The following is a 25,974-nucleotide window of genomic DNA, read 5'->3' as shown; positions in this document are numbered from 1 at the left end:
TTCCCGAACTTCGTATCACCTATGTGACAGTGGCGTCGCTCTGCGCCGGCGGCCCCGCGCCTGCGCAGCCCGGGCCTTCATGGCACCATCCGCCGGTCCGCAAGTTCAGAACCCGAGGAACCCGAAGATGAAAAGCAAAGCCATACGCATCGACCGCCACGGCGGCCCCGAAGAACTGAAGCTGGTCGAGGTCGAGGTGGGCGAGCCCGGCCCCGGCGAAATCCGCATCCGCCACCATGCCGTGGGCCTGAACTTCATCGACACCTACCAGCGCAGCGGGCTCTATCCCTTCGCGATGCCGCTGCAACTGGGCATGGAAGCCGCCGGCGTGGTGGAGGCGGTAGGCGAGGGCGTGACGCACCTGCAGGCCGGCGACCGCGCCGCATACGCTAGCCAGCCGCCCGGCGCCTACTGCGAGCTGCGCGTGATGCCGGCCAAGAACGTCTGCAAGCTGCCCGATGCCATCTCCTTCGAGACCGGCGCGGCCATGATGCTCAAGGGCCTGACCACGCAGTACCTCTTGAAGAAGACGTTGCCGGCCGAGGGCCTGCAGCCGGGCGACCACATCCTCTTCCACGCGGCCGCCGGCGGCGTGGGCCTCATCGCCTGCCAGTGGGCCAAGGCGCTGGGCCTGAAGCTGATCGGCACCGCCGGCACCGACGCCAAGTGCCAGCTGGCCCTCTCCCATGGCGCCGAGCACTGCATCAACTACAGCACCGAGAACTTCACCCAGCGCGTGAAGGAGATCACCGGCGGCAAGGGCGTGAAGGTGGTGTACGACTCGGTGGGCAAGGACACCTGGGAAGGCTCGCTGGACAGCCTGCGGCCCTTCGGCCTGCTGGCCGTGTTCGGCAACGGCTCCGGGCCGGTGCCGCCGGTGAACATGGGCCTGCTGGCTTCCAAGGGGTCGCTCTACATGACGCGGCCCACGCTCTTCACCCACATGGCCACGCGCGAGAGCACGCAGGCCATGGCCGACGACCTGTTCGCCGTGGTGCTGAGCGGCGCGGTGAAGATCCCGATCGAGCAGCGCTACGCCCTGGCCGATGTGCAGCAGGCGCACCGCGACCTGGAGGCGCGCAAGACCACGGGCTGCACCATCCTCACGCTGCAATGAGCGGGCCTCGCGAGGGGCGCGCGGCGTGAAGAACGCCACCCTGCGCCAGCTCAAGGTCTTCGAGGCGGTGGCGCGCCACCTGAGCTTCTCGCGCGCTGCCGAAGAGTTGCACCTCACGCAGCCGGCCGTCTCCACCCAGGTGAGCAAGCTCGAGGAGCATGCGGGCAACGCGCTCTTCGAGCAATTCGGCAAGAAGGTCTACCTGACGGCGGCGGGCGCGGAACTGCTGGCGATCAGCCGCAACATCATCGGCCAGTTCGAAGCCGCCGAAGCCGCAATGACGCAGTTCCGCGGCGTTACGGGCGGGCGCCTGAACGTGGGCGTGATCAGCGCGGGCGACTATTTCCTGCCGCGCGTGATGGTCGAGTTCGCCGGCCGCAACAAGGGCGTGACGCTCAACTTCACGGTGCACAACCGCGCGGGGCTCCTCGCCTGCATCGGCGAGAACCAGACCGACCTGGCGATCATGGTGCGGCCGCCCACGGACATGGACACCATCGCGCAGCCCTTCGCAGTTCATCCCTACGTGATCGTGGCGGCTGCGGACCATCCGCTGGCCGGCAAGCGCAAGATTCCGCTGGCGCGCATCATGAAGGAGCCTTTCGTGTCGCGCGAGAAGGGCTCCGACACCTTCCATGCCATGGAGGATGCCTTCGGCGAGAACCTGCCGCTGCTGCACCTGGCCATGGAAATCCGCAGCACCGAGACCATCAAGCAGGCGGTCATCGCCGGCATGGGCCTGGGCTTTCTCTCGGCCCACACGCTGAGCCTGGAACTGCGCACCGGCAGCCTGACCTTGCTGGACGTGCAGGGCTTTCCGCTCATGCGCAACTGGTACGTGGTGCACCGTCGCACCAAGCGGCTGCCGCCGGTGGCGCAGGCCTTCAAGGACTTCCTGCTCGCCGATGGCGAGGCACTGATCGAGAAGATCGTTCCCATCACCGGACCCGCGCACTGACCCCGCATTCCAGCGCGGAATAGCCGTTATGCGCCGCGCGCGTCTAGCGCGCAGACCATCGCATCGCGACCATGGGCTCATCTCAAGAAGGAGTTGTCCATGGCAAAGATGAAGGCTGCACTCGCGGCTGTGCTGGTGATGGAGAAGGAAGGCGTCTCGCAGGCCTTCGGCGTGCCAGGTGCCGCCATCAATCCGCTGTATGCAGCGATGCGCGAGCGTCAGTCCATCGCCCACATCCTGGCGCGCCACGTGGAGGCTGCCTCGCACATGGCCGAGGGCTACACGCGGGCGCGTGCCGGCAACATCGGCGTGTGCATCGGCACCTCGGGCCCTGCGGGCACCGACATGATCACGGGCCTGTATTCGGCCGGCGCGGACTCCATCCCGATCCTGTGCATCACCGGCCAGGCGCCGCGTGCACGCCTGTACAAGGAAGACTTCCAGGCCGTGGACATCGAGTCCATCGCCAAGCCGGTGACGAAGTGGGCCGTCACGGTGCGCGAGCCGGCGTTGGTGCCGCGCGTGTTCCAGCAGGCCTTCCACCTGATGCGCTCGGGCCGCCCCGGCCCGGTGCTCATCGACCTGCCCTTCGACGTGCAGATGGCCGAGATCGAATTCGACATCGACAGCTACGAACCGTTGCCGGTGTACAAGCCCAAGGCCTCGCGCGCGCAGATCGACAAGGCGCTGGACATGCTCGCCGCGGCCGAGCGTCCGCTGATCGTGGCCGGCGGCGGCATCATCAATGCCGATGCGGCCGACCTGCTGGTGGAGTTCGCCGAACTCACCGGCGTGCCGGTGATTCCCACGCTGATGGGCTGGGGCACGATTCCCGATGACCATCCGCTGATGGCCGGCATGTGCGGCCTGCAGACCAGCCACCGCTACGGCAACGCCACGATGCTGGCCAGCGACTTCGTGCTGGGCATCGGCAACCGCTGGGCCAACCGCCACACCGGCTCGGTCGAGGTCTACACCAAGGGCCGCAAGTTCGTGCACGTGGACATCGAGCCCACGCAGATCGGTCGCGTGTTCAACCCCGACCTGGGCATTGCAAGCGACGCCAAGGCAGCGCTGGAACTTTTCGTGGAAGCGGCGCGCGAGCGCAAGGCGGCCAAGGCCTGGCGCGACTACTCGAGCTGGAGCAGCCGCTGTGCCGAGCGCAAGCGCCTGATGCTGCGCAAGAGCCACTTCACGGAGACGCCCATCAAGCCGATGCGCGTGTACGAGGAGATGAACAAGGCCTTCCCGCGCGACACGGTGTACGTGAGCACCATCGGCCTGTCGCAGATCGCCGGTGCGCAGTTCCTCAACGTGTTCGGGCCGCGCCAGTGGATCAACTGCGGCCAGGCCGGCCCGCTGGGCTGGACCGTGCCGGCCGCCCTCGGCGTGGTGGCGGCGGACCCGACGCGCACGGTGGTGGGCCTGTCGGGCGACTACGACTTCCAGTTCCTGATCGAGGAGCTGGCGGTGGGCGCGCAATTCCGCCTGCCCTACGTGCAGGTCCTGGTGAACAACAGCTACCTGGGCCTGATCCGCCAGGCGCAGCGCGGCTTCGACATGGACTACTGCGTGCAACTGGCCTTCGACAACGAGAACGTCGAGGACCCCACACTTCGCAGCTACGGCGTGGACCACCAGGCGGTGGTGCGTGGCCTGGGCTGCAGGGCGCTGCGCGTGACCGACCCCGAGAAGATCCAGGAGGCGCTGGTCGAGGCGCGCGCACTGGCCTTCAAGCACAGCGTGCCGGTGGTGGTGGAGGTGATCCTGGAGAAGGTAACCAACATCGCCATGGGCACCGAGATCGACTCGATCAACGAGTTCGAGCCGATCGACTGCAGGCACCCCGAAGGCCGCACCGGCCTCGAACTGGCGGGCCTGCTGGCCTGAGGACGCGGCCGCGAAGATTTCTGACTGTAGGCAGTTCTTGGGCCTCCGAAAGGAGGCCCTTTTTTTTGTTCTATAATCGATGCTTCTGCGGGAATAGCTCAGTTGGTAGAGCGCAACCTTGCCAAGGTTGAGGTCGCGAGTTCGAGTCTCGTTTCCCGCTCCAGATTTCATTGCAAGCAAGTCGCAAAAAAGCCACCCTCGGGTGGCTTTTTTGTTGTCTGCGCAGAGGCGCGCAAGTGCTTCAGGCCGCCGCTTGCATGCGAACCCCGGCGCCCGCTTCTTCCATGCCGCGTGCCAGCAGCTTCACCAGCGCATACACCGTGTCGATGTGCGGCGTGGGCGTCTCGGTGAGGCGCGCGAGCTCTGCCACCGAGCCCACCAGCGCGTCGATTTCCGGCGCGCGGCCCGCTTCCACGTCCTGCAGCATCGAGGTCTTGTGCTTGCCCACCTTCTCGGCACCGGCGATGCGCTTTTCCAGCGGCACGCGGAAGGTGATGTTCAGGCGCGTGGCCACGGCCTGCGCCTCGCGCATCATGTTGGCGGCCAGCTCGCGCGACAGCGGGTACCGGCAGATGTCCACCAGCGTGGCATGCGAGAGCGCGCTGATCGGGTTGAAGCTCAGGTTGCCCCACAGCTTGAGCCAGATCTCCGAGCGGATGTCCTCCAGCACCGGCGACTTGAAGCCGGCGCGGGTGAAGGCCTCGCTCACGCGCTGCACGCGTTCGCTGGTCGCGCTGCCGTCAATCTCGCCCAGCGGGAACCGGTCGCCCTCGATGTGATGCACCACGCCGGGCGCCACCAGTTCGGACGCCGGGTAGACCACGCAGCCCAGGATGCGCCGCGCGTCGATGCTGCGCGAGACCGTGCCTTCGGGGTCCACGCTGCGCACCGGCGTGCCTTCCAGTGCGCCGCCGTGGCGGTGGAAGTACCAGAAGGGAATGCCGTTCTGCATCGGCAGAACGACAGTGTCCGGACCCATCAGGTGGTGAAGCTCGGGCAGCACGGCCTCGACCTGGTGCGCCTTCATCGCCAGGATCACCAGGTCCTGCGCGCCGGCCTCGGCGTAGCGATCGGTGGCCTTGAGCCGCGCGACCTCTTCGCTGCCGTCGGCGGCCACCAGCTTGAAGCCGTTCTCGCGAATGGCCGACAGGTTCTTTCCCCGCACGAGGAAGGTGACGTCCTCTCCGGCCAGGGCGAGCCGGGCTCCCACCAGGCCGCCGATGGCACCGGCGCCGATCACTGCGATTTTCATGTTGTGTTCCAGGAAGTTTTGAAAATCAGATCGGTGGCGCGGCGCTGCCATAGGGGTTGGAGAGACGGCCGATGCCGTCGATCTCCACCTCTACGCTGCTGCCGGCCTTCATCGAGCCCACGCCGATGGAGGTCCCGCACAGGATCACGTCGCCAGGAAAGAGCGTCATGTCCATGGAGATGAGGCTCACCAGCTGTGCCACCGAGAAACGCATGTCGCTCACCGGGTAGTGCTGGCGGATCTGGCCGTCCAGCAGCGTGGTCACGGTGAGCGTGGCCGGATCGAGGCCGGTGGCGACCACCGGGCCCATCGGGCAGAAAGTGTCGAAGCCCTTGGCCCGCACCCATTGGGCGAAGGAGGCGTCGCGATTGAGGATGTCGGCCACCGTCACGTCGTTGGCGCAGGTGTAGCCGAACACATGGTCCAGGGCATCCGCCTCGCTTACCGCGGTGGCGGTCTTGCCGATGACGATGCCCAGCTCGCCTTCGAACACCACCTTGCCGCCGCTCACGGGCGGGCGGATGGTCTGCTTCGTCGCGAGATAGGAGTTGGGTGTCTTCACCAGGTAAAGCGGCTCGGCCGGCACGGCCAGCTGCAGCTTCTCGCCCAGCGCCTTGAAGTTGTTCCACAGCGCGATCACCTTGCTCGGCAGGGTGGGCGTGAGCAGCTCGATCTCGGCCACCGTCAGGATGACGCCGGAGGGGCTGCAGGCGCCGAACATGTCGCCCTGCCATTCATGCACCGTGTTGCCATGCAGGACGCCGAAGCTGGTCTTGCCCGCGTGGCGAAAGCGCAGCCAGCGGCGCTGCGGTGCCTGCGGAGTCTGGACACGGGCCGGCGCGGCGCCGGGGCTGGTGATGGTGTCGATGCTCACTGTGTGGTTCCTTCTCGCACGAGGCGTTGTCGGTGCTCAGATGCCGAGCTCGCGGCCCAGCGTCTCGGCCCAGTTGAAATGCGCGGCGCCCGCGATGCCGGCCTGCGAGAGGCGTTGGCGGTGCTCGGCGGCCTTGTCCTGGATGACGCCGCACAGGAACTCGGCGTCGTAGGCGCGCAGCAGGTGCGGCTGCTGCGACTCGAGGTAGTGGCGGATGCGGGCCGGCGCATCGGCGCGCTGGCGCAGCAGTTCGACGTAGGTGACGCAGTCCCAGTACCAGCGCAGGCCGAGTTCGTTGAAGGCAGCGTTGAAGGCATTGCGGTCCAGCTCTTCGTCGAGGTATTGAGGGGGCAGATCGTTGACCATGACCAGAGATTCCTTGTGCTGTGGTGCCGGGGTGGATGGGGGAGGGAAGAAGCCTTCGAAAGGCGTCGGCACAAGTGAATCTTCAAAGTTCTGATCGATAAATAACAGTCAAAGTATTTAATTCAAATCATCAACGATTACTTATACATTTCGAAGTGCACCGACCCTGGCGGCAAGAACGCGGCCGGTCAGTGCAGCAGGGAAAGGTGTGGGGCGGTCCTCAGACGACCTTCTGCTCGCGCAGCAGCGCCACTTCCTCGGCGCTGTAGCCCAGCTGGCCCAGCACGTCGTCGGTGTGCTCGCCCAGCAGGGGAGAGCGGGTGACGTCGGTCGGGCTGTCGCTCAGCTTGATGGGGTTGCCCACCGTCAGGTACTTGCCGCGCGTGGGATGGTCAACCTCCACCAGCGTGCCGCTGGCGCGCAGCGACTCGTCCTCGGCGATTTCCTTCATCGACAGGATCGGGCCGCAGGGGATGTCCAGCTCATTGAGGATGTCCATGGCCTCGAACTTGGTCTTGGTCATGGTCCATTGCTCGATGCGCCTGAAGATGGGCTTCAGGTGCAGCAGGCGGGCCTGCGGCGTGGCGTAGGCCTCGTCGTCGATCCAGCCTTCCTCGCCGATCACGCGGCAGATGGCCGGCCACACGGCGGCCTGCGTGATGAAGTAGATGTAGGCGTTGGGGTCGGTCTCCCAGCCCTTGCACTTGAGGATGGAGCCCGGCTGGCCGCCGCCCGAGGCGTTGCCTGCGCGCGGCACCGCGTCGCCGAACTTGCCGTCCGGGTACTGCGGGTACTCGTGCATGGTGTGGGTGCGTTCCAGGCGCTGCTGGTCGCGCAACTTCACGCGGCACAGGTTGAGCACCGCGTCCTGCATGGGTGCGAGCACCTTCTGGCCGCGGTTGGTCATGGTGCGCTGGTAGAGCGCCGCCACGATGCCCAGCGCCAGGTGCAGGCCGGTGCCACTGTCGCCGATCTGCGCGCCGGTCACCATCGGCGGGCCGTCTTCCATGCCGGTGGTGGAGGCCGCGCCGCCGGCGCACTGCGCCACGTTCTCGTAGACCTTGCAGTCCTCGTACTTGCCGGGGCCGAAACCCTTGACCGAGGCGACGATCATGCGCGGGTTCAGCTCGTGGATGTGCTCCCAGGTGATGCCCATGCGGTCGAGCGCGCCGGGCGCGAAGTTCTCCACCAGCACGTCGCAGGTCTTGATCAGGCGGTCCAGCACCTTGCGCCCCTCGGGCTTCTTGGTGTCCAGCGTGATCGACCGCTTGTTGTGGTTGAGCATGGTGAAGTAGAGGCTGTCCACGCCCGGGATGTCGCGCAGTTGCCCGCGCGTCGCATCGCCTTCACCGGCGCGCTCCACCTTGATCACGTCCGCCCCGAACCAGGCCAGCAGCTGCGTGCAGGTCGGTCCGGATTGGACGTGCGTGAAATCGAGGATTCGCACCCCGTCGAGTGCCTTGGCGCCAAGCATGGAAAAGCTCCTTCAGTTTTTGGATTCGAGTTCTGCCAGGCGGGCGCGCAGCTTCCGGTCTTCCTGGAAGCGTGCGGATTCGTCGCGCACGATGGCGACGATGCCGTTGACCGTTCCGTCGTCCGCCAACAACAGCGAGACGCTGAACGCAATTGAAAGCGAGTGGCCGTCCTTGTGCAGCGCGGGCACCTTCAAGAGGGAAGTGCCATAGCGCGTGACGCCGGTTTCCATGGTCTTGGCGTAGCCGTCCCAGTGGCGCTGACGCTGCCGCTCGGGAATGATCAGGTCGAGGTTCTTGCCCAGCGCCTCGGCGGGGGTGAAGCCGAAGATGCGCTCGGAGGCCGGGTTCCACAGGACGATGTCGCCCTGGGCGTCACAGACGATGATGGAATCGCCGGCGCCTTCCACCAGCTGGTTGAGATCGACAGGTACGGAAGAAGGCATGACAACACCCCTCTCGCGCAAACGGGCGCGAGTTCTCTCTCAAGAATGAATCCAATGCGGGCCGCCCGCACCTAGGGGCGGCCCGTATTCACAAGCGCACGAGGAGGCTCACACCACCTTGGATTCGTGCAGCTTGGCGATCTGGTCCTTGCTGTAGCCCAGCTCGGCCAGCACGTCGTCGGTGTGCTCGCCCAAGAGCGGCGAGGCGGTGACTTCGGGCTTGAGGTCCGAGAACTTGATCGGGCTGCCGATGGTCCAGTAGCTGCCGCGTTCCTTGTGCTGCACTTCGACGATGGAGCCGCTCTTGCGCAGCGATTCGTCGACCAGCAGTTCCTTCATCGACAGCACCGGGGCGCAGGGAATGTCGAACTTGCGGAAGATGTCGACCGCCTCGAACTTGGTCTTGTCCTTGATGAAGTCCTCGATGGTGGCAAAGATCTGCTCGATGTGCGGCTGGCGTGCCTTGGCGGTGGTGTAGTCCGGATCGGTCTTCCACTCGGGCTTGCCCAGCGCGTCGCAGATCGGCTCCCAGGCGTGACCCTGCACGGTGAAGTAGATGTACGCGTTGGGGTCGGTCTCCCAGCCCTTGCACTTCAGGATCCAGCCCGGCTGGCCGCCGCCGCCGGCATTGCCGCCGCGCGGCGTGACCTTGCTCTCGAAGGCCTCCATCTCGTGCGGGTACTGGGGGTACTCTTCCAGGTAGCCGATCTTCTCCAGGCGCTGCTGGTCGCGCATCTTCACGCGGCACAGGTTGAGCACGGCGTCCTGCATCGAGCAGGCCACCTTCTGGCCCTTGCCGGTCTTCTCGCGGCCGATGATGGCCGTCAGGATGCCGATGGCCAGGTGCATGCCGGTGTTGGAGTCGCCCAGCGCCGCGGCGCTGATGGTGGGCTGCGAGTTCTCGCCCTTCCACCAGCCGGTGGTCGATGCGGCCCCGCCGGCGCACTGCGCCACGTTCTCGTACACCTTCAGGTCTTCGTAGTGGTGGCCTTCGCTGAAGCCCTTGACCGATGCGTGGATCAGCCTGGGGTTCAGTTCCTGGATGCGGGCCCAGGTGAAGCCCATGCGGTCGAGCGCGCCGGGGCCGAAGTTCTCCACCAGCACGTCGGATTCCTTCACCAGCTTTTCCAGCACCGCCTTGCCTTCGGCCGTCTTGGTGTCCAGCGTGATCGAGCGCTTGTTGCTGTTGAGCATGGTGAAGTACAGCGCGTCCACGTTCGGGATGTCGCGCAACTGGCTGCGCGTGACGTCGCCGGCGCCGGGGCGCTCCACCTTGATCACGTCGGCCCCGAACCAGGCCAGCATCTGGGTGCATGCCGGACCGGCCTGCACGTGCGTGAAGTCGATGATCTTGATGCCTTCGAGAGGTTTGGTCATGTTCAATATCTCCTGGAGTTGCCTGGGTTACTTCTTCTTGGCCGTGGCCGGGTTGAGACTGGTGATGCGGCCGCTTTCGGTGCCGGCGGTCTCGTCGATGACTGCGTTGATCAGGGTCGGGCGGCCGGATGCGACGGCTTCGGCCAGCGCCTTCTGCAATTCATCGGCGGTGGTGGCGTTCACGCCGTGGCCGCCGAATGCTTCCATCAGCTTGTCGTAGCGCGCGTTCTTCACGAACACGGTGGGCGCCACGTCGGGCGTGCCGCTCGGGTTCACGTCGGTGCCGCGGTACACGCCGTTGTTGTTGAAGACGATCACGCAGATCGGCAGGTTGTAGCGGCAGATGGTCTCCACTTCCATGCCGGAGAAGCCGAAGGCGCTATCGCCCTCGATGGCGATCACCGGCTTGCCCGTGACCACCGCGGCGGCCACCGAGAAGCCCATGCCGATGCCCATGATCCCCCAGGTGCCCACGTCCAGGCGCTTGCGCGGCTCGTACATGTCGACGATGGAGCGGGCGAAGTCCAGCGTGTTGGCGCCTTCGTTCACGATGATGGCGTCGGGGCGTGCCTTGACCTGGTCGCGGATCACCGACAGCGCGCTGTGGAAGTTCATCGGCGAGGGACGGGCGGCCAGCTGCTGCGCCATCTTCGCCAGGTTCTTCTCCTTGCGCTCGGCGATGGCGCCGGTCCATTCGGCCGGCGGCTTGGCCCAGTTGCTGCCCATGCCCGCCACGAGGGCGGACACGCAGGAGCCGATGTCGCCGATCACCGGCGCCTCGATGGCGACGTTGCTGTCGATCTCGGTGGGTGCGATGTCGATCTGGATGAACTTCTTCGGGCCCTTGTCGGCGCCCCAGGTCTTGCCCTTGCCGTGCGAGAGCAGCCAGTTCAGGCGGGCGCCGACCAGCAGCACCACGTCGGCTTCCTGCAGCACGTAGGAGCGGGCGGCGGCGCCCGACTGCTCGTGCGTGTCGGGCAGCAGGCCCTTGGCCATCGACATGGGCAGGTAGGGGATGCCGCTCTTCTCGACCAGTGCGCGGATGTCGGCATCGGCCTGCGCGTAGGCAGCGCCCTTGCCCAGCAGGATCAGGGGGCGCTTGGCCTCCTTGAGCAGGTCCAGCGCACGCTTGACCGATTCATTCGAAGGGATCTGTGCCGGGGCCGGGTCGACCACCTTGATCAGCGAATGCTTGCCCGCCTCGGCGTCCATGACCTGGCTGAACAGCTTGGCCGGCAGGTCCAGGTACACGCCGCCGGGACGGCCGGACAGCGCGGCGCGGATGGCGCGTGCGATGCCCACGCCGATGTCCTGCGCATGCAGCACGCGGAAGGCGGCCTTGCACAGCGGCTTGGCGATGGCCAACTGGTCCATCTCCTCGTAGTCGCCCTGCTGCAGGTCGACGATCTCGCGCTCCGAGGAGCCGCTGATGAGGATCATCGGGAAGCAGTTGGTTGTGGCGTTGGCCAGCGCGGTGAGGCCGTTGAGGAAGCCGGGTGCCGACACCGTCAGGCAAATGCCGGGCTTCTGCGTCAGGAAGCCGGCGGCGGCGGCGGCGTTGCCCGCGTGCTGCTCGTGGCGGAAAGAGATCACGCGCATGCCTTCGGCCTGCGCCATGCGGGTGAGGTCGGTGATTGGAATGCCCGGCAGACCGAAGATCGTGTCGATGCCGTTGAGCTTGAGCGCATCGATCACCAGATGGAAGCCATCGGTGGTTTCGCGTTGCGGCGCTTCGTCCGCGATGCTCTTGATGGCACGAGCGATCGCCGGGTCGAGCGCCGCTTCCTGCTTGTCCGTGGTGACTGAAGACATGTCTCTCCTTAGTGCGTTTTGCCTGAACGGCCCGACTATGATTCGCGGCATGCCGTCGGCGCGTTGACCAAAGTCAACTTTCGCGAAAACGACGCCGGCAGGGTGTGCGGAGACCTACGCCGAGAGAACAAAACGACCCCATGACCTTGTTGGAAAACCACCCGGAGAAAAACATCATTCGTCTCCAGCTCCGGGAAAACGTGGTGCTCAAGGACCTGAGCGACAGCGAGCGAACCGAACTCGAGAGCCACCTGGTGGTGGTGGAGGGCAACAAGGGCGATTTCCTGCTGCACCAGGGCGTGCGCGAGATGGCCCAGTACTTCATCCTCGACGGCATCCTCAAGCGCGTGGTGAGCAACGCGGAGGGCAAGGAGATGATCCTGCGCTTCGCCGACGAGAACGAGATGGAGACCAGCTATGCCGCGCTGCGCCTGGGCACGCCCACGCCCTACGGCATCGTCTGCGTGACCAAGGCCCGCGTGGCCACGCTGCCGCTCAAGGAGTGGATCGCCTTCCTCAACCGGCATTCGGAGGCCAAGGAGCACTTCGAGTACGCGGTGATGAAGGGCATGAGCGAGATCATGGCCCACACCATCACGCTGCACCTGCTGGACGCGCCGGGCCGCGTGCACCGCTTCATGCGCAAGCACCCCGAGCTCATCGACCGCATTCCGCGCAAGGAGCTGGCTTCCTACCTCAACCTCTCGGCGGAAACCCTGAGCCGCCTTCGCGCCAAGGGAAAAATCTAGCCATCCGCGGCGTGGAGCTGAAAAAGACAAGGCGCCCGCGGGCGCCTTTTGTCCTTTCATGCCTTGCGATGAATCAATCGACCGGCCGTTCCTTGTGGAATTCATCCTTCTTGGGCGTCTTGATGAAAGCCACCAGCTTGCCCAGCAGCGGCCAGAACAGCATCAGAAGCGCCAGCGTCGTGATGCTGCCCACCAGGGGGTTCGCGAACATGATCATCACGTCGCCCTGCGAGACCAGCATGGCCTGGCGGAACGAGTCCTCGGCCTTGTCCCCCAGCACCAGTGCCAGCACCAGCGGCGCGAGCGGGAAGTCCAGCTTCTTGAACAGGTAGCCCACCACGCCGAAGCCCAGCATGAACCAGATGTCCAGCATCGCGTTGTGCACCGTGTAGGCCCCGATGGCGCAGATCACGATGATCACCGGCGCGATGATCGAGAAGGGGATGCGCAGGATCGACGCGAACAGCGGCACCGTGCTCAGCACCACGACCAGGCCCACGATGTTGCCCAGGTACATGGAGGCGATCAGGCCCCAGACGAAGTCCTTCTGCTCCACGAAGAGCAGCGGTCCGGGCTGCAGGCCCCAGATCAGCAGGCCACCCAGCAGCACGGCGGCGGTCGGCGAGCCCGGGATGCCCAGGGCCAGCATGGGCAGCAGGGCGCTGGTGCCGGCGGCGTGGGCGGCGGTCTCGGGCGCGATCACGCCTTCCATCTCGCCCTGGCCGAACTTGTTGCCGTTCCTGGACATCTTCTTGGCCAGGCCGTAGCTCATGAACGAGGCCGGCGTGGCGCCACCGGGGGTGATGCCCATCCAGATGCCGATCAGCGAGCTGCGCACCGAGGTGACCCAGTACTTGGGCAGCTGTGCCCAGGTCTTGAGCACCACCTTCGGATCGATCTTCGCGCTCTTGCCCTGGAACTCGAGGCCTTCTTCCATCGACTGCAGGATCTCGCCGATGCCGAACAGGCCGATCACCGCGATCAGGAAGTCGAAGCCGCGCATCAGCTCGGTCTGGCCGAAGGTCAGGCGCAGCTGGCCGGTGACGGTGTCCATGCCCACGGCGGCAAGCGCGAAGCCCAGCGCCATCGAGGCCAGGATCTTGAAGGGCGAGCCCTTGCCCATGCCCACGAAGCTGCAGAAGGTGAGCAGGTACACGGCAAAGAATTCGGGCGAGCCGAACTTCAGCGCGAACTTGGCCACCAGCGGCGCCATGAAGGTGATCATGATCACCGCCACCAGCGCGCCGATGAAGGACGAGGTGAAGGCGCTGGTGAGTGCTTCGCCGGCGCGTCCCTGCTGTGCCATGGGATAGCCGTCGAAGGTGGTGGCCACCGACCAGGGCTCGCCCGGGATGTTGAAGAGCACCGAGGTGATGGCGCCGCCGAAGAGGGCGCCCCAGTAGATGCACGACAGCATGATGATCGCCGAGGTCGGCGACATCGTGAAGGTCAGCGGCAGCAGGATGGCCACGCCGTTGGCGCCGCCCAGGCCCGGCAGCACGCCGATGAGCACGCCCAGGATGATGCCGACGAACATCAGCAGGATGTTCATCGGGCTGATGACCACCGAAAAGCCCTGCATCAGGGCATTGAGTTCTTCCATTTCCCGTGGCTCCGATCAGTAACCGAGGAAGGCGAGCGGATCGAATGCACCCTTGTACAGGGGCACTTTGAACCACACCTCGAACATGCAGAAGAAGACGACGTTGATCAGCACCGCGGCAAGCACGCTCTTGATCCACGAGTACTTGCCCAGCACGATCATGAACAGGGCGATGTAGATGGCCGAGGCCACGTAGATGCCCACCAGCGAGATGGCCCCCACGTACACGATGGCCGGCAGCAGCACCGACATCACGCGCCCGAGTTGCACGCGGTCCACGAACACCTCGGTGTTGCGCTCCTTGCCCAGCACGGACTGGTAGAGGATGCCAAGCGAGGAGATCGTGATGATCAGCCCGATGTAGAAGGGAAAGTAGCCCGAGCCCGGGCCGTCGCTGGTCCAGCCCGCGCCGAGGCGGCGGCTCTCGACGATCACGACGATCCCGACCACCAGCAGCACTGCCGCCACCACCGCTTCCACCACCCAGGTGGCAATGCCCGTCCGGGCTGTCTCCTCATGCTCCATCGATCATCTCCATCGTAGGTCTCAAGAAAGAATCAGGCAGCACCGCCCCCCGCCACCCGGCGGGCCGGGCGGCTTCGGTCCTTGCAGGGACGCGCGATGGGGCGGTGGCTGTCGAAGAAGGCGCGCGCTTACTTGGGCGCCATGAAGCCGGCTTCGGTCATCAACGTCTTGTGGGTGGCCTCGGCATCGGTCAGCCACTTCTTGAAGGGGTCGCCAGACATGAAGGTCTGGTTGAAGGCACCCTTCTCCATGTACTCGGCCCAGTCCGGCGTGGCCTTGACCTTGTTGAGCAGGTCCACGTAGAAGGCCAGCTCATCGGGCTTCACGCCAGGCGCCATGAAGATGCCGCGCAGCATGGTGTAGGCCGTGGGCACGCCGGCCTCCTTGCAGGTGGGGATGTCGTTCCAGGACTGGGTGTCGGTCACCTTGGCCTTGTAGGGCATGCGCTGGTCGTCGAACACGCACTGCGCGCGAAGCTTGCCGGCGCGCCACTGGGCCACGGCCTCGATCGGGTTGTTCACCGTCGAGTTGATGTGGCCGCCCACCAGTTGCACCGCCACCTCGCCGCCGCCCTTGAAGGGCACGTAGATGAACTTGGTGCCGGTGGCTTTCTCCAGTGCCACGGTGATGATCTGGTCTTCCTGCTTGGAGCCGGTGCCGCCCATCTTCATCTTGCTCGGGCCCGCGGCCTTGGTGGCCGCGATGTATTCGTTGGCCGACTTGTAGGGCTCGTCGGCGTTGGTCCACAGGACGAACTGGTCCAGTGCCATCATCGCGACGGGCGTCATGTCCTTCCAGTTGAAGGGCACGCCGGTGGCCATGGGCGTGGTGAACAGGTTGGACAGGGTCACGACGATCTTGTGTGGATCGCCCTTGGCTTCCTTGATGGCGAGAAAGCCTTCGGCACCGGCGCCGCCCGACTTGTTGACGACGATCAGCGGCTCCTTCATGAGCTTGTGCTTGACCACGATGCCCTGGATCAGGCGGGCCATCTGGTCGGCGCCGCCGCCGGTGCCTGCGGGTACCACGAATTCAACTGGCTTGGTGGGTTCCCATGCGAAGGCTGGCGCCGTGGCGGCCAGCGCCAGCAAAGCTGCGGCGCAGACTTTCGTACGACAGGAAAGGACGCGGGACGCAAGGCTCTTGATCATGTTGTCTCCTAAGTTGTTGCGGCTCTCTTCTTGGCTCGATTCAGATTGCTTTCGAGTTCCTTTCTAACGATCGCAGATGCTGCGCGTTGGAAAACGTTCACTAATTGACCGAAGTCAATTTCTCGAAGAATCAATATCGGTATCAACCCGCGCCTTGCCGCGGGCGAAGGCACGAGGGTCCTGCGCGGCGAGCGCGCGCACATGCGCAGGAGTGGTGTGTGCCGCGGGCGCGTGCGGGCCGTCAGGCCTGCATCAGCGCGCGCACATGCGCGGCCGTGCCGCTGGCCAGGGCCTGAAGGCTGTAGCCGCCTTCGAGGATGGACACCACGCGGCCCTGCGCGGTGGCGTCGGCGATCTTCATGAGCTCGGCGGTGACCCAGTGGAAGTCGTCGTCGGTGAGGCTCAGGCCGCCCAGCGGATCCTTGAAGTGCGCATCGAGCCCGGCCGAGATGATGAGCAGCTCGGGCTCGAAGCGGCGCAGCGGTGGCAGCAGGTCTTCCGTGATGCGCGATCGGAAGGTGGGCGAGTCGCAGGCCATGGACAGCGGCACGTTCACGATGTTGTTCGCCACGCCGTGCTCCTGGCGCGCGCCGGTGCCCGGGTAGAAGGGCGACTGGTGCGAGGAGCCGTAGAAGAGCTCGCCGTCGTTCCAGAACGCGTGCTGCGTGCCGTTGCCATGGTGCACGTCGAAGTCCACCACCGCGATGCGCTGCAGCCCGTGCGCCTGGCGCGCGTGCAGCGCGGCGATGGCCGCCTGGTTGTAGACGCAGAAGCCCATCGCGCGGTCCGCCTCGGCGTGGTGGCCGCAGGGGCGCGTGGCGCAGAAGGCGTTGCGTGCCTCCCTGGCCATCACCGCATCGACCGCGGCACAGGCCGCGCCCACGCAGCGCATCACCGCCGCCAGCGTGCCGGGCGACATGATGGTGTCGCCCGCATCGAGCAGCTGGTAGCCCTCCATGGGTGCCATGGCTTCCACGCTGGCCACGTAGTCGGGCGTGTGCACCAGCAGCACCTGCTCGCGGGTGCCCAGCGGCGCCTCGCGCCAGCGTGCCTTGGCGAATTCCGGCGCTTCCAGCGCCGCCAGCACCGCGCGCAGCCGTTCGGGCGATTCGGGGTGATGCGGTCCGGGGCGGTGCTCCAGGCAGTCGTCGTGGGTGTAGATCAGGGTGGTCATGCGTGAAACCCGATGGAGCGAAGGCCGGGGTTGGCCGGTGGAGAAGGGCGGCGCGCCGGCACTTGTTGGCGTGCGCCCATCGAAGAACGAGGGTTTTCCCCCAGATTCGGGAAAACCCTATAAAATTGTGTCAATTCGCAGAATCCACATAGGAGTTCCCTTCCATGTCCGCGCTGAACCCGTCCACTTCCGCATCTGCCGTTTCCGGTGGTTTTTCCGGTGCGTTGAAGACCTTCGCCGATGAAGCTTCGGCCCTGATCCAGGCCCTGCTCAACCCGGGCCAGATCCTGCGCGAGGTGGAGCAGATGCGCACGCTGCTGAAGGCCGCCCACGCGGCCGAAGCCACCGACCCGGCACGGGCCGCGCAGCTGCGCGCCAGGGCCGCGCGCGTCGGCCTGAACTGAGCTTCGTTTCTGACGCACGGAAGTCCGCATTCGTCGCGGATTCTGTGTGGGGCGACGCGGCGCCGCGCTTGACCCGCGTCAAGTTTTCGCAGCACGCGTCCTAGGCTTTTTCCCCATGTCCCCTGGCGCCGGCGCCGTCTCTCGGTAGCTGCCGGCCGTTTCGCGCAGGCCTTCCAGCGCCTCGTGCAGGGCCGCCTGCTCGGTGCCCGCCGCGTAGACCGCGTAGGCCGGGTAGAGAAACTCCGGCGTGTCGGGCACCCGGTACAGCCGACCTGCCTCCAGGTGAGGCCGCACCACCTCCTGGCGGAAGTAGCCGGTACCGCCGGCCGTCAGCACGTACTCCAGCCCCAGCGGCCCCAGCCCGGCCTGCAGCGGTGCATTCGAGAGTTGCGGAAAGGCCAGCCCATGCTGCGCCTCGAACTCCGGCCCCCAGTCCACGTTCACGTAGTCCGCCGCCTCCAGCGTCCGCAGCCCGGGCTGGCTGCTGACCATCACCAGCCGTTCCTCGATCAGCAGTTCCACCCGCAGGCCGGGCTTCTGCTGCGGGGCGTAGGCAATCGCCACGTCGAGCACGCCGCTGGCCACCTGGTCGAGCAGCTCGTGCGGCGGGCCGACCGTGCAGCGAAGCGCCAGGTCGGGGGCGCGTTCGCGCATGCGCACCAGCCAGCGCGGAAGCAGTGGGTGCCACAGGCTGATCTCGCAGCCCAAAGCCAACGCCGCGCGGCGCCCCGCCGGCACCGCCACCTGCTGGCGCGCGCGTTCCCAGACCTGCACGAAGGTGCGTGCGTGGGGCATGAAGCGCTCGCCGGCGGGCGTCAGCACGGCCCCCGACTTGTTGCGCACGAAAAGCTGGCGGTCCAACTGTTCTTCGAGGCTTCGCACGCGTGCGCTCACGGCGGTCTGCGTCACGTGCAGGCGCTCGGCCGCGCGCTGGAAGCTGTGGCTGTCGGCAATGGCCAGGAAGGTCTGGGCCAGGGGGATGTCCATCGGCGTTTGCCTCCAGATCAATGCAAATAAAGTGCATTGATAAGGCAATAAAACTCGTTGTACTTATATCGGTGTAGACCCTAGGATCGCCGCATCACAACAACGGAGCAACGCAATGTCCACTGCCGAACAGATCCTCTCTTCCACCGCCCAGCCCAGCCGCCTGCAAGCCGCCCTCGGCACTTTCGCTGCCGAAGCCGCGACGCTGCTCGGAGCGCTGCTTCAGCCCGGTCGCGTGCTGTCCGAAGTGGAGCAGATGGGAAAGCTGCTCACGGCCGCCAATTCGCTGGACGCCAGCGACCCGGACCGCGCCACACTGCTGCGCCGCCGTGCCGCACGCATCGGCCTGAACTGAGCCTTTTGCCTTCTCCTAGGGAAGCCGCTAGGTTGCCGCTTTCCGAAGGCGCATGGTAAGAACCGGTCATGGGAGCCTAGCCATGATTCGGAGAGGCCATGCAGAACGACAACGGAGACAAGCGCGCCCCGATGCGCGCGAACGGCGAGCGTGACGATGCCCTGGGCGCAAGAACCGCCTTGTGCGGCCGCGCGTTGAAGGTGGTGATCGCGCTCGTTGCGCTGGCGGCCGTGGCCGCCTCGGTGCCCGCCCTGGCGCGCGCCGACTTCCCCATCGCAAGCCTGCTCATCTACAGCATCGGCATGGGCTTCATCGCCATCCCGCTGCTGCTGTACCACGAGTGGCTGCTCAAGCGTCTTTCGCAAGGCATGGGCGGCACCAGCCCGACTGCCTGAATCCTTCTTATGAGCCCAGGTCAGCCAGGCGCGATGCGCGCAGCCGGCTGGGTGCGAGCGCGCCCGCCGAGTCCAGGATCGGGTAGGCGATCGAGCAGATGTGCGAGTTGATGCGTTTGAGCTCGCTGATCAGGTCGATGTGCAGCGAGCTGGTCTCGATGCTCGAGGTGGTCTGCTCCGCCAGCCGCAGCAGGTGCGTGCTGGCGTAGTGGTGCTCCAGCTCCCGGAAGCGCACCTTCTCTTCCAGCAGGCGCTGCGCGTCGTGCAGGTTGCCGACCAGGAACACGCTCATGCCCAGGCGCAGGTTGGCCAGCAGGCGCTCGTGCAGTTCCACGATCTCCTTCATGCCGGCTTCCGAGAAGTTGCGGTGCGGGCGGATCTTCTTGTCCTCGATATCGATGATCACCCGCTCGATGATGTCGCCGATCTGCTCCATGTTGATGGTGAAGCTGATGATGTCGGTCCAGCGACGGCTCTCCGCTTCACCCAGCGCCTCGCGCGAGATCTTGGTCAGGTAGTACTTGATGTCCGAGTAGAGGCGGTCGACGTCGTCGTCCATCTTGCGCAGCTCGGCGGCCAGCTTCAGGTCGTTGCGCCGGATCACCTCCAGCATGCCGATCAGCATGGTCTCGACCAGGTCGGCCTGGTGCATGGCTTCGCGCGCGGCGTTCGAAATCGCCAGGCTGGGCGTCGACAGCGCCGACGGGTCCAGGTGCTGCGGGCGGCGGCTGGAGGGCGGCTGCATCGGCTCTGGCATCAGCCGGGTCATGGCCCGTGCCACCCAGTCGGTCAGGCCGATGAACAGCACGCTCATCGCCACGTTGAGTGCCAGGTGGAACAGCACCACCACCTGCGGGTCTTCCAGGTGCGGACGCAGATAGCGCAGCCACAGGCCGATGCACGGTGCCGCCAGCGCCACGCCCAGGATCTTGAAAATCAGGTTGCCGATGGTCACCTGCCGCACCGGCGTCGATGACTTGGCGGTGGTCAGCACGGCCAGCAAGCCGCTGCCCAGGTTGGCGCCCAAGACCAGCCCCAGGGCCACGTCCATCGGCACCACGTTCGAGCTGGCCATGGCCGCCACCAGCAACACCACCGCGAGGCTGGAGTAGGCCAGCACCGCGAGCAGGGCGCCCAGCGTGATCTCCAGCAGCACGTCGCTGGTGAGCGAGGCCAGCAGCGCGCGAACCGGCGGTGCCGCGAACAGCGGGCCGGTGGCTGCCACCACCAGCTGGAGCGCCAGCAGCATCAGCCCCAGCCCGATGAGGATGCGGCCGAAGCGGCCCGCCTGCGTGGCCTGGCGCGAAACGTAGAGCACCACGCCGACGAAGATGAACAGCGGCGACAGCCAGGACAAATCGACCGAGAACAGCACGGCCATGAGGGCGGTGCCCACGTCGGCACCGCGCATCACCGCCAGCGCCGCCGGCAATGCCACGAGGCCCTGGCCGACGAAGGAGGAGGTCATGAGCGAGGTGGCGGTGCTCGACTGCACCAGCGCCGTGACCCCGATGCCCGACAGCGCCGCGGAGAAGCGGTTTCGCATGCTGTGCGCGAGGAAGTCGCGCAGGTTGGCACCGAACACGCCCATCACGCCGGTTCGAACGAGATGGGTTCCCCATACCAGCAGCGCGATGGCTGCCAGCAAGTTCAACAAATGCTTCATGAATGCGGACAACTATACGCGCCGGTTGGGCGCGCGTTGTGCGCTAGCGTTTGCGCCGCATGCGCAGCAGTTCGTCCAGGATGAGGCAGATGGCGCCCAGCGTGATGGCGCTGTCGGCGAGGTTGAAGGCAGGGAAGTGCCGGCCGCCCAGGTGGAAATCGAGGAAGTCGACCACGTAGCCGTGCATCATGCGGTCGATGACATTGCCGATGGCGCCGCCCAGGATCAGCGCCATGGACATCGAGAACAGCCGCTGCCCCGCATGCGAGCGCAGCATCCAGGTGATGAACACGGCGGCGGCCACGCCGATGCCGGTGAACATCCAGCGCTGCCATCCCGCCGCATCGGCCAGGAAGGAGAATGCCGCGCCGGTGTTGTGCGCCCGCACGATGTTGAAGAAGCTGGTCACCACCGTCTGGTCGCCATAGCGGTAGTTGCCCAGGATCACCGCCTTGGTGAACTGGTCCGCGATGACGATCAGGAGGGCGATGAGCAGCCAGGGCCAGATGGCGGCCCGGCCGCTGCTGGCGAGAGTAGGAGTGCCGCTCATCATGCAATGCGGCGCTCTTCGCCCGCGCCGAACAGGTTGCTGGTGCAGCGGCCGCACAGCGTGGGATGGTCCACGTCATGGCCGACGTCGGTGCGCCAGTGCCAGCAGCGCTCGCACTTGAGCGCCGTGCTGGGCTGAACCTGCACCGCCAGCTCGGGTGCCGAGAGAAGCTCGACGGCCGAGGTGATCAGCACGAACTTCAGGTCGTCGCCCAGGCTGGCCAGCAGGGCGTGGTCCGCCTCGTTGGCCGAGAGGCTGATGTTGGCCTGCAGGGAGGAGCCCACCTTGCCTTCGGCGCGCACGTTCTCGATCTCCTTGTTGACCACGTCGCGCACCTCGCGGATGCGGTTCCACCTGGCCAGCAGCGCCTCGTCGGGCTCGCCCAGCGCCAGGTAGGTCTGGGTGAAGATCGACTGGCCCTTGTCCTCGCCGGTGGCGCAGATGGCCCAGGCTTCCTCGGCGGTAAAGCTCAGGAAGGGCGCCATCCAGCGCAGCATGGCCTGGGTGATGTGCCACAGGGCCGTCTGCGCGCTGCGGCGCGCCTTGGAGCCGGCGCCGGTCGTGTAGAGGCGGTCCTTGAGCACGTCCAGGTAGAAGGCGCCCAGGTCCTCGCTGCAGTAGACCTGCAGCTTGGACACCACGGGGTGGAACTCGTAGACCTTGTAGTGCGCCAGGATCTCGGCCTGGAACTGCGCCGCGCGGCTGAGCGCGAAGCGGTCGATCTCCAGCATCTCCTCGAAGGGCACCAGGTCCTTCTCGATGTCGAAGTCGCTGGTGTTGGCCAGGAGGAAGCGCAGCGTGTTGCGGATGCGGCGGTAGGCATCCACCACGCGGGCGAGGATCTTGTCGTCGCCGGCGATGTCGCCCGAGTAGTCGCTCGCGGCCACCCACAGGCGGATGATCTCGGCGCCCAGCTTCTTGCTGACCTCCTGCGGGTCGATGCCGTTGCCCAGCGACTTGCTCATCTTGCGGCCCTGGCTGTCCACGGTGAAGCCGTGCGTCAGCAGGCCGCGGTAGGGCGCGCGGCCGTACAGGGCGCAGGCCAGCAGCAGCGAGGAATGGAACCAGCCGCGGTGCTGGTCATGGCCTTCCAGGTAGAGGTCGGCCTCGGGGCCGGTCTCGTGGAATTGCGGCGCGTGCGTGCCGCGAAGCACGTGCTGGAAGGTGGAGCCGGAGTCGAACCACACCTCCAGGATGTCGGTGCTCTTGGTGTAGTGCGGCGCGTCCTGCGCGCCCAGGATCTCTTCCGCGCTCACGCGGCTCCAGGCCTCGATGCCGCCCTGCTCGACGATGGTCGCGGCCTGGTCGAGGATCTCCATGGTGCGCGGGTGAAGCTCGCCCGAATCCTTGTGCAGGAAGAAGGGGATGGGCACGCCCCAGCTGCGCTGGCGCGAGATGCACCAGTCGGGCCGGTTGGCGATCATGTCGTGCAGGCGCGCCTTGCCGTTCTCCGGATAGAAGCTGGTCTCCTCGATGGCGGCCAGCGCCATCTGGCGCAGCGTCTGCCCGGCCTTGTCCTTCGTGAACACGCCTTCGCCTTCGTCCATGCGGATGAACCACTGGGCGGCCGCGCGGTAGATCACCGGCGTCTTGTGGCGCCAGCAGTGCGGGTAGCTGTGGCTGATGGTCTCGGTGGTGAGCAGGCGGCCGGCATCGCGCAGCGCGGCGATGATGACCGGCACGGCCTTCCAGATGTTCTGGCCGCCGAAGAGCGGGAAGTCGGGGGCGTAGGAGCCGTTGCCCTGCACCGGGTTCAGGATGTCGTCGTACTTCACCCCGTGCGCGATGCAGGAGTTGAAGTCGTCCACGCCGTAGGCCGGCGACGAGTGCACGATGCCGGTGCCGTCGGTGGCGGTGGCGTAGTCGGCCAGGTACACGGGCGAGAGGCGGCGGTAGCCCGCGTCCACGTCGTACAGCGGATGCTCGAACTCCAGCCCGCCCAGCTTCTCGCCCTTGACGGTGGCCAGCACCTTGCCGTCCAGCGCGTAGCGGTTCATGCACATCTCGACCAGCGAGGCGGCCAGCACCAGCAGGCCCCGCTCGGTGTCGACCAGCGAGTACTCCAGCTCGGGGTTGAGGTTGAGCGCCTGGTTGGCCGGGATGGTCCAGGCGGTGGTCGTCCAGATGACGATGAAGGCGTCCTTGTCCAGCTTCGGCAGGCCGAAAGCCGCGGCCAGCTTCGCCGGCTCGTGCGACTTGAAGGCGACGTCCAGCGTCTGGCTCTTCTTGTCCTGGTACTCGATCTCGAACTCGGCCAGCGAGGAGCCGCAGTCGAAGCACCAGTACACGGGCTTGAGGCCGCGATAGACGAAGCCGCGCTCGATCACGCGCTTGAAGGCGCGGATCTCGCCCGCCTCGTTGGCGTAGTCCATGGTCTTGTACGGATGCGTCCACTCGCCCAGCACGCCCAGGCGCTGGAAGTCGACCATCTGCTGCGCGATCTGCTCGGTGGCATAGGCGCGGCTCTTGGCCTGCATCTCGTCGCGGCTGAGGTTGCGGCCGTGCTTCTTCTCGATGGCGTTCTCGATCGGCAGGCCGTGGCAGTCCCAGCCGGGCACGTACAGCGCGTCGTAGCCTTCCAGCTGGCGCGCCTTGGTGATCATGTCCTTCAGGATCTTGTTGACTGCGTGGCCCATGTGGATCTGGCCGTTGGCGTAGGGCGGGCCGTCGTGCAGGATGAACCGGGGCGCGCCGTGGCGCGCGTCGCGCAGGCGCTGGTAGCGGCCTTCCTGGTTCCATTCCTTGACCCAGCCCGGCTCGCGCCTGGTCAGGTCGCCGCGCATGGGGAAGGGCGTGTCGGGCAGGTTCAGCGTGGCGCGGTAGTCGGTGGCGGCCGCGCTGTCTTCGGTGGGGGTGTCAGCCATGGTGTGTCCGTGAGAATTCCGAGGTGTCCTGGGCAGCGCCGCCTTCAGGCAGCGCCAACGAATGGGGTTCTTCAAGGACGCGGCAAGTGCCGGCAGGCGTCCTCGTACTGGGGACCGGCGGAAAGAATTCTTGGCAGCAGCGAGGGCGATCGGGTTGCGAAGCGCCAGGCGGAAGCGAAGCCAGACCTTCCGCCGCTCAAATTCGGTCGCGCGAGGTCTGCCGGTGGGTGGACCCGAAGAACGCACGCGCGTCGTCCCGGTCCTTGGCGATACCCGCCGTCAGGGCCTCGAGGCTGTTGTAGCGCAGCTCGTCGTGCAGTTTGTGCAGGAGTTCCACGCGCACGATTTTACCGTAGGCGCCTTCGGCGCCCAGGTGGGCAGGCCATTCGAGGCAGTGCGTCTCCAGCAGCACCCGCCCGCCGTTGACGTCGTTGGCGTCCAGCGAGGGACGCACGCCCAGGTTGGCCACGCCCGGCAGGGGCGTTTCGGACAGGCCGTGCACCAGCACCGCGAAGATGCCGCTGGCGGCCGGCTTCCAGTGCTTGAAGCGCAGGTTGAGGGTGCGAAAGCCGTCGTCGCGCCCCGGCTCGGTCGCGCCGAGGCCGCGGCCCAGCTTGCGGCCGTGCACCACGTGGCCCGAGATGGCGTAGGGGCGGCCCAGCAGGGCTTGGGCGTGGGCCATGTCGCCGGCGGCCAGGGCCTCGCGCACAGCCGAGCTGGAGACGCGCTGGCCATGCACCTCGTAGCTCATCATGCGGGCCACGTCGAAGCCGCGCGCCGCGCCGGCCGCGTCCAGCATGGCGTAGTCGCCGACCCGCTTGGCGCCAAAACGGAAGTCGTCGCCCACGAGCACGTAGCGTGCACCCAGGCCCTGGATCAGCACGTCTTCGATGAAGGCCTCGGCCGGGCGGCCGGCCAGGCGCGCGTCGAAGGGCAGCACCACGGTCTGGTCGACACCGCATGCGGCCAGCTCGCTCAGCTTGTCGCGCAGGGTGCCGATGCGTGCGGGGGCCAGTTCGGGCTTGCGGGCCATCTGGGCGAAGTAGTCGCGCGGGTGCGGCTCGAAGGTCATCACGCAGCTGGGCACGCCGCGATGGCGCGCCTCCGTGGTCAGCAGCGCCAGCATGGCCTGGTGCCCCCGGTGCACGCCGTCGAAGTTGCCGATCGTCAGCGCACAGGCCGGGGCCACGCCCGGATGACGGAAACCGCGGAAGATCTGCATGGGTGGAGTATCTTTTTGATAGCACGCCGTGCCCGGCCGATGGCCCCTGGCAGGCTGTTTGTCATGAAAGCGGTATATATTGTGACGCGTTGATCGGCATCGATTGCCCCGGTTCCTGTTTTGTACGAGGAGGCGTAGGTGGTGAAGGTCTTGAAGCTGTCGGCCCAAGGGCTGCCGCAGTCGTGGATATCGCTGGAACAGGCGGTCACCCACTATGCGGCGGATGAGGTGCGCTGGGAAGTCGGCGCACAGGTGGCGCTGTTCCGCGGCGGCCACAACGCCGTCACGGGTCAGCAGTCGCAGATCGCCGTCAACAGCATCATCGGCACCAAGGGCGTGCCCAAGATCAATCCCTTCGCGCAGCGCCCCGGGCTCACCAACAGCAAGCTCTTCGCGCGCGACCGCAACATCTGCGCCTATTGCGGCGGCCATTTCCACGACGAGGACCTGACCCGCGAGCACATCCGGCCCTTCGCCCAGAACGGCGTCGACACCTGGATGAACGTGGTCACCGCCTGCCGGCCCTGCAACCACCGCAAGAGCAACCGCACGCCCGAGCAGGCCGGCATGGCATTGCTCTACACGCCCTACGTGCCGAGCCTCTGGGAAGACTTCATCCTGCGCAACCGCCGCATCCTGGCCGACCAGATGGAGTTCCTGATGGCGCACCTGCCGCACAACTCGCGCTTGCACGGCTAGCAGCCCCGCCCAGGAAAAGAAAAACGCCCGCAGGCGCTAAGCCTGCGGGCGTTTTGTCTTGTTCTC

General features: G+C 66.3%; 24 protein-coding genes and 1 tRNA gene. 9 read left to right on the top strand and 16 right to left on the bottom strand.

Annotated elements, in window-relative coordinates:
- The first annotated feature begins 127 nt into the window (after positions 1–127).
- The 4 genes from BM345_RS17610 to BM345_RS17595 all read left to right on the top strand — a co-directional run bounded on the left by BM345_RS17610 (position 128) and on the right by BM345_RS17595 (position 4,128).
- Positions 128–1,117 (top strand): quinone oxidoreductase family protein, encoded by a 990-nt coding sequence (locus BM345_RS17610; RefSeq protein WP_093381563.1) that lies wholly within the window; start codon positions 128–130, stop codon positions 1,115–1,117.
- A 25-nt stretch (positions 1,118–1,142) separates the two neighbouring features.
- Entirely contained in the window at positions 1,143–2,075 is a 933-nt protein-coding gene (locus tag BM345_RS17605; RefSeq protein WP_093381562.1) for a LysR family transcriptional regulator, read from the top strand.
- A gap of 99 nt (positions 2,076–2,174) precedes the next feature.
- The gene (gcl, locus tag BM345_RS17600) at positions 2,175–3,965 is read left to right on the top strand and encodes a glyoxylate carboligase (RefSeq protein ID WP_093381560.1); all 1,791 of its coding nucleotides are present in this window, start codon (positions 2,175–2,177) and stop codon (positions 3,963–3,965) included.
- Between the two features lie 87 nt (positions 3,966–4,052).
- Positions 4,053–4,128, top strand: a tRNA-Gly gene (locus BM345_RS17595).
- A gap of 78 nt (positions 4,129–4,206) precedes the next feature.
- On the opposite strand, the gene BM345_RS17590 is transcribed toward BM345_RS17595, so the two are convergent.
- From BM345_RS17590 to oxc, 7 genes are all read right to left on the bottom strand, one after another.
- Entirely contained in the window at positions 4,207–5,217 is a 1,011-nt protein-coding gene (locus BM345_RS17590; RefSeq protein ID WP_093381559.1) for a 2-dehydropantoate 2-reductase, read from the bottom strand.
- A gap of 25 nt (positions 5,218–5,242) precedes the next feature.
- Positions 5,243–6,076, bottom strand: coding sequence for a fumarylacetoacetate hydrolase family protein (locus tag BM345_RS17585; RefSeq protein ID WP_254789796.1), 834 nt, complete (start codon positions 6,074–6,076; stop codon positions 5,243–5,245).
- A gap of 51 nt (positions 6,077–6,127) precedes the next feature.
- Entirely contained in the window at positions 6,128–6,457 is a 330-nt protein-coding gene (locus tag BM345_RS17580) for an HAD family hydrolase (protein ID WP_093381558.1), read from the bottom strand.
- Between the two features lie 220 nt (positions 6,458–6,677).
- A complete protein-coding gene (gene frc / locus BM345_RS17575; protein WP_093381556.1) occupies positions 6,678–7,931 on the bottom strand; it encodes a formyl-CoA transferase in 1,254 nt (417 codons plus the stop codon).
- A 12-nt stretch (positions 7,932–7,943) separates the two neighbouring features.
- Complete coding sequence (locus BM345_RS17570) at positions 7,944–8,375, bottom strand: PAS domain-containing protein (protein WP_093381555.1); 432 nt, start codon at positions 8,373–8,375, stop codon at positions 7,944–7,946.
- Positions 8,376–8,483: 108 nt separating this feature from the next.
- Entirely contained in the window at positions 8,484–9,752 is a 1,269-nt protein-coding gene (frc, locus tag BM345_RS17565; protein ID WP_093381553.1) for a formyl-CoA transferase, read from the bottom strand.
- A 27-nt stretch (positions 9,753–9,779) separates the two neighbouring features.
- The gene (oxc, locus tag BM345_RS17560) at positions 9,780–11,564 is read right to left on the bottom strand and encodes an oxalyl-CoA decarboxylase (RefSeq protein ID WP_254789790.1); all 1,785 of its coding nucleotides are present in this window, start codon (positions 11,562–11,564) and stop codon (positions 9,780–9,782) included.
- Positions 11,565–11,704: 140 nt separating this feature from the next.
- Between oxc and BM345_RS17555 the strand changes: the two genes are divergently transcribed.
- Complete coding sequence (locus BM345_RS17555) at positions 11,705–12,313, top strand: Crp/Fnr family transcriptional regulator (protein ID WP_093381552.1); 609 nt, start codon at positions 11,705–11,707, stop codon at positions 12,311–12,313.
- A 73-nt stretch (positions 12,314–12,386) separates the two neighbouring features.
- Here BM345_RS17555 and BM345_RS17550 read toward each other — a convergent pair whose 3' ends face one another.
- The 4 genes from BM345_RS17550 to BM345_RS17535 form a co-directional block, all read right to left on the bottom strand.
- Complete coding sequence (locus BM345_RS17550; protein WP_093381550.1) at positions 12,387–13,916, bottom strand: tripartite tricarboxylate transporter permease; 1,530 nt, start codon at positions 13,914–13,916, stop codon at positions 12,387–12,389.
- Positions 13,917–13,931: 15 nt separating this feature from the next.
- A complete protein-coding gene (locus tag BM345_RS17545; protein WP_093381549.1) occupies positions 13,932–14,441 on the bottom strand; it encodes a tripartite tricarboxylate transporter TctB family protein in 510 nt (169 codons plus the stop codon).
- 128 nt (positions 14,442–14,569) lie between these two features.
- The gene (locus BM345_RS17540) at positions 14,570–15,592 is read right to left on the bottom strand and encodes a Bug family tripartite tricarboxylate transporter substrate binding protein (protein ID WP_093381547.1); all 1,023 of its coding nucleotides are present in this window, start codon (positions 15,590–15,592) and stop codon (positions 14,570–14,572) included.
- Between the two features lie 241 nt (positions 15,593–15,833).
- Positions 15,834–16,766: a histone deacetylase family protein gene (locus BM345_RS17535; protein WP_093381546.1), complete on the bottom strand. Its 933-nt coding sequence runs from the start codon at positions 16,764–16,766 to the stop codon at positions 15,834–15,836.
- A gap of 164 nt (positions 16,767–16,930) precedes the next feature.
- Here BM345_RS17535 and BM345_RS17530 point away from each other — a divergent pair, with 164 nt between their 5' ends.
- Positions 16,931–17,170 (top strand): hypothetical protein, encoded by a 240-nt coding sequence (locus tag BM345_RS17530; protein ID WP_093381545.1) that lies wholly within the window; start codon positions 16,931–16,933, stop codon positions 17,168–17,170.
- A gap of 78 nt (positions 17,171–17,248) precedes the next feature.
- On the opposite strand, the gene BM345_RS17525 is transcribed toward BM345_RS17530, so the two are convergent.
- Positions 17,249–18,157 carry a LysR family transcriptional regulator gene (locus BM345_RS17525; protein WP_093381543.1) on the bottom strand — a complete coding sequence of 303 codons (909 nt, stop codon included), beginning with the start codon at positions 18,155–18,157 and terminating at the stop codon, positions 17,249–17,251.
- A 115-nt stretch (positions 18,158–18,272) separates the two neighbouring features.
- Here BM345_RS17525 and BM345_RS17520 point away from each other — a divergent pair, with 115 nt between their 5' ends.
- Complete coding sequence (locus BM345_RS17520) at positions 18,273–18,512, top strand: hypothetical protein (RefSeq protein WP_093381542.1); 240 nt, start codon at positions 18,273–18,275, stop codon at positions 18,510–18,512.
- Positions 18,513–18,610: 98 nt separating this feature from the next.
- Positions 18,611–18,907: a hypothetical protein gene (locus BM345_RS17515; protein ID WP_093381541.1), complete on the top strand. Its 297-nt coding sequence runs from the start codon at positions 18,611–18,613 to the stop codon at positions 18,905–18,907.
- Positions 18,908–18,914: 7 nt separating this feature from the next.
- Here BM345_RS17515 and BM345_RS17510 read toward each other — a convergent pair whose 3' ends face one another.
- From BM345_RS17510 to BM345_RS17495, 4 genes are all read right to left on the bottom strand, one after another.
- Entirely contained in the window at positions 18,915–20,573 is a 1,659-nt protein-coding gene (locus BM345_RS17510; RefSeq protein WP_093381539.1) for a Na/Pi cotransporter family protein, read from the bottom strand.
- A gap of 43 nt (positions 20,574–20,616) precedes the next feature.
- The gene (gene lspA / locus BM345_RS17505) at positions 20,617–21,123 is read right to left on the bottom strand and encodes a signal peptidase II (RefSeq protein ID WP_093381764.1); all 507 of its coding nucleotides are present in this window, start codon (positions 21,121–21,123) and stop codon (positions 20,617–20,619) included.
- Positions 21,123–23,987, bottom strand: a complete 2,865-nt coding sequence (gene ileS / locus BM345_RS17500) for an isoleucine--tRNA ligase (protein ID WP_093381538.1) — start codon at positions 23,985–23,987, stop codon at positions 21,123–21,125. The genes lspA and ileS overlap by 1 nt, the downstream gene beginning before the upstream one ends.
- A gap of 196 nt (positions 23,988–24,183) precedes the next feature.
- On the bottom strand, positions 24,184–25,209 hold the full coding sequence (locus BM345_RS17495) for a bifunctional riboflavin kinase/FAD synthetase (RefSeq protein WP_093381537.1): 1,026 nt from the start codon (positions 25,207–25,209) through the stop codon (positions 24,184–24,186).
- A 141-nt stretch (positions 25,210–25,350) separates the two neighbouring features.
- Here BM345_RS17495 and BM345_RS17490 point away from each other — a divergent pair, with 141 nt between their 5' ends.
- On the top strand, positions 25,351–25,908 hold the full coding sequence (locus tag BM345_RS17490; RefSeq protein ID WP_093381763.1) for an HNH endonuclease: 558 nt from the start codon (positions 25,351–25,353) through the stop codon (positions 25,906–25,908).
- Positions 25,909–25,974 lie beyond the last annotated feature (66 nt).

This window comes from Variovorax sp. OV329, from assembly GCF_900114785.1.
In the GTDB taxonomy this organism is placed as follows: Bacteria; Pseudomonadota; Gammaproteobacteria; order Burkholderiales; family Burkholderiaceae_C; genus Variovorax.
This window is presented reverse-complemented; position numbering and strand designations above follow the sequence as displayed.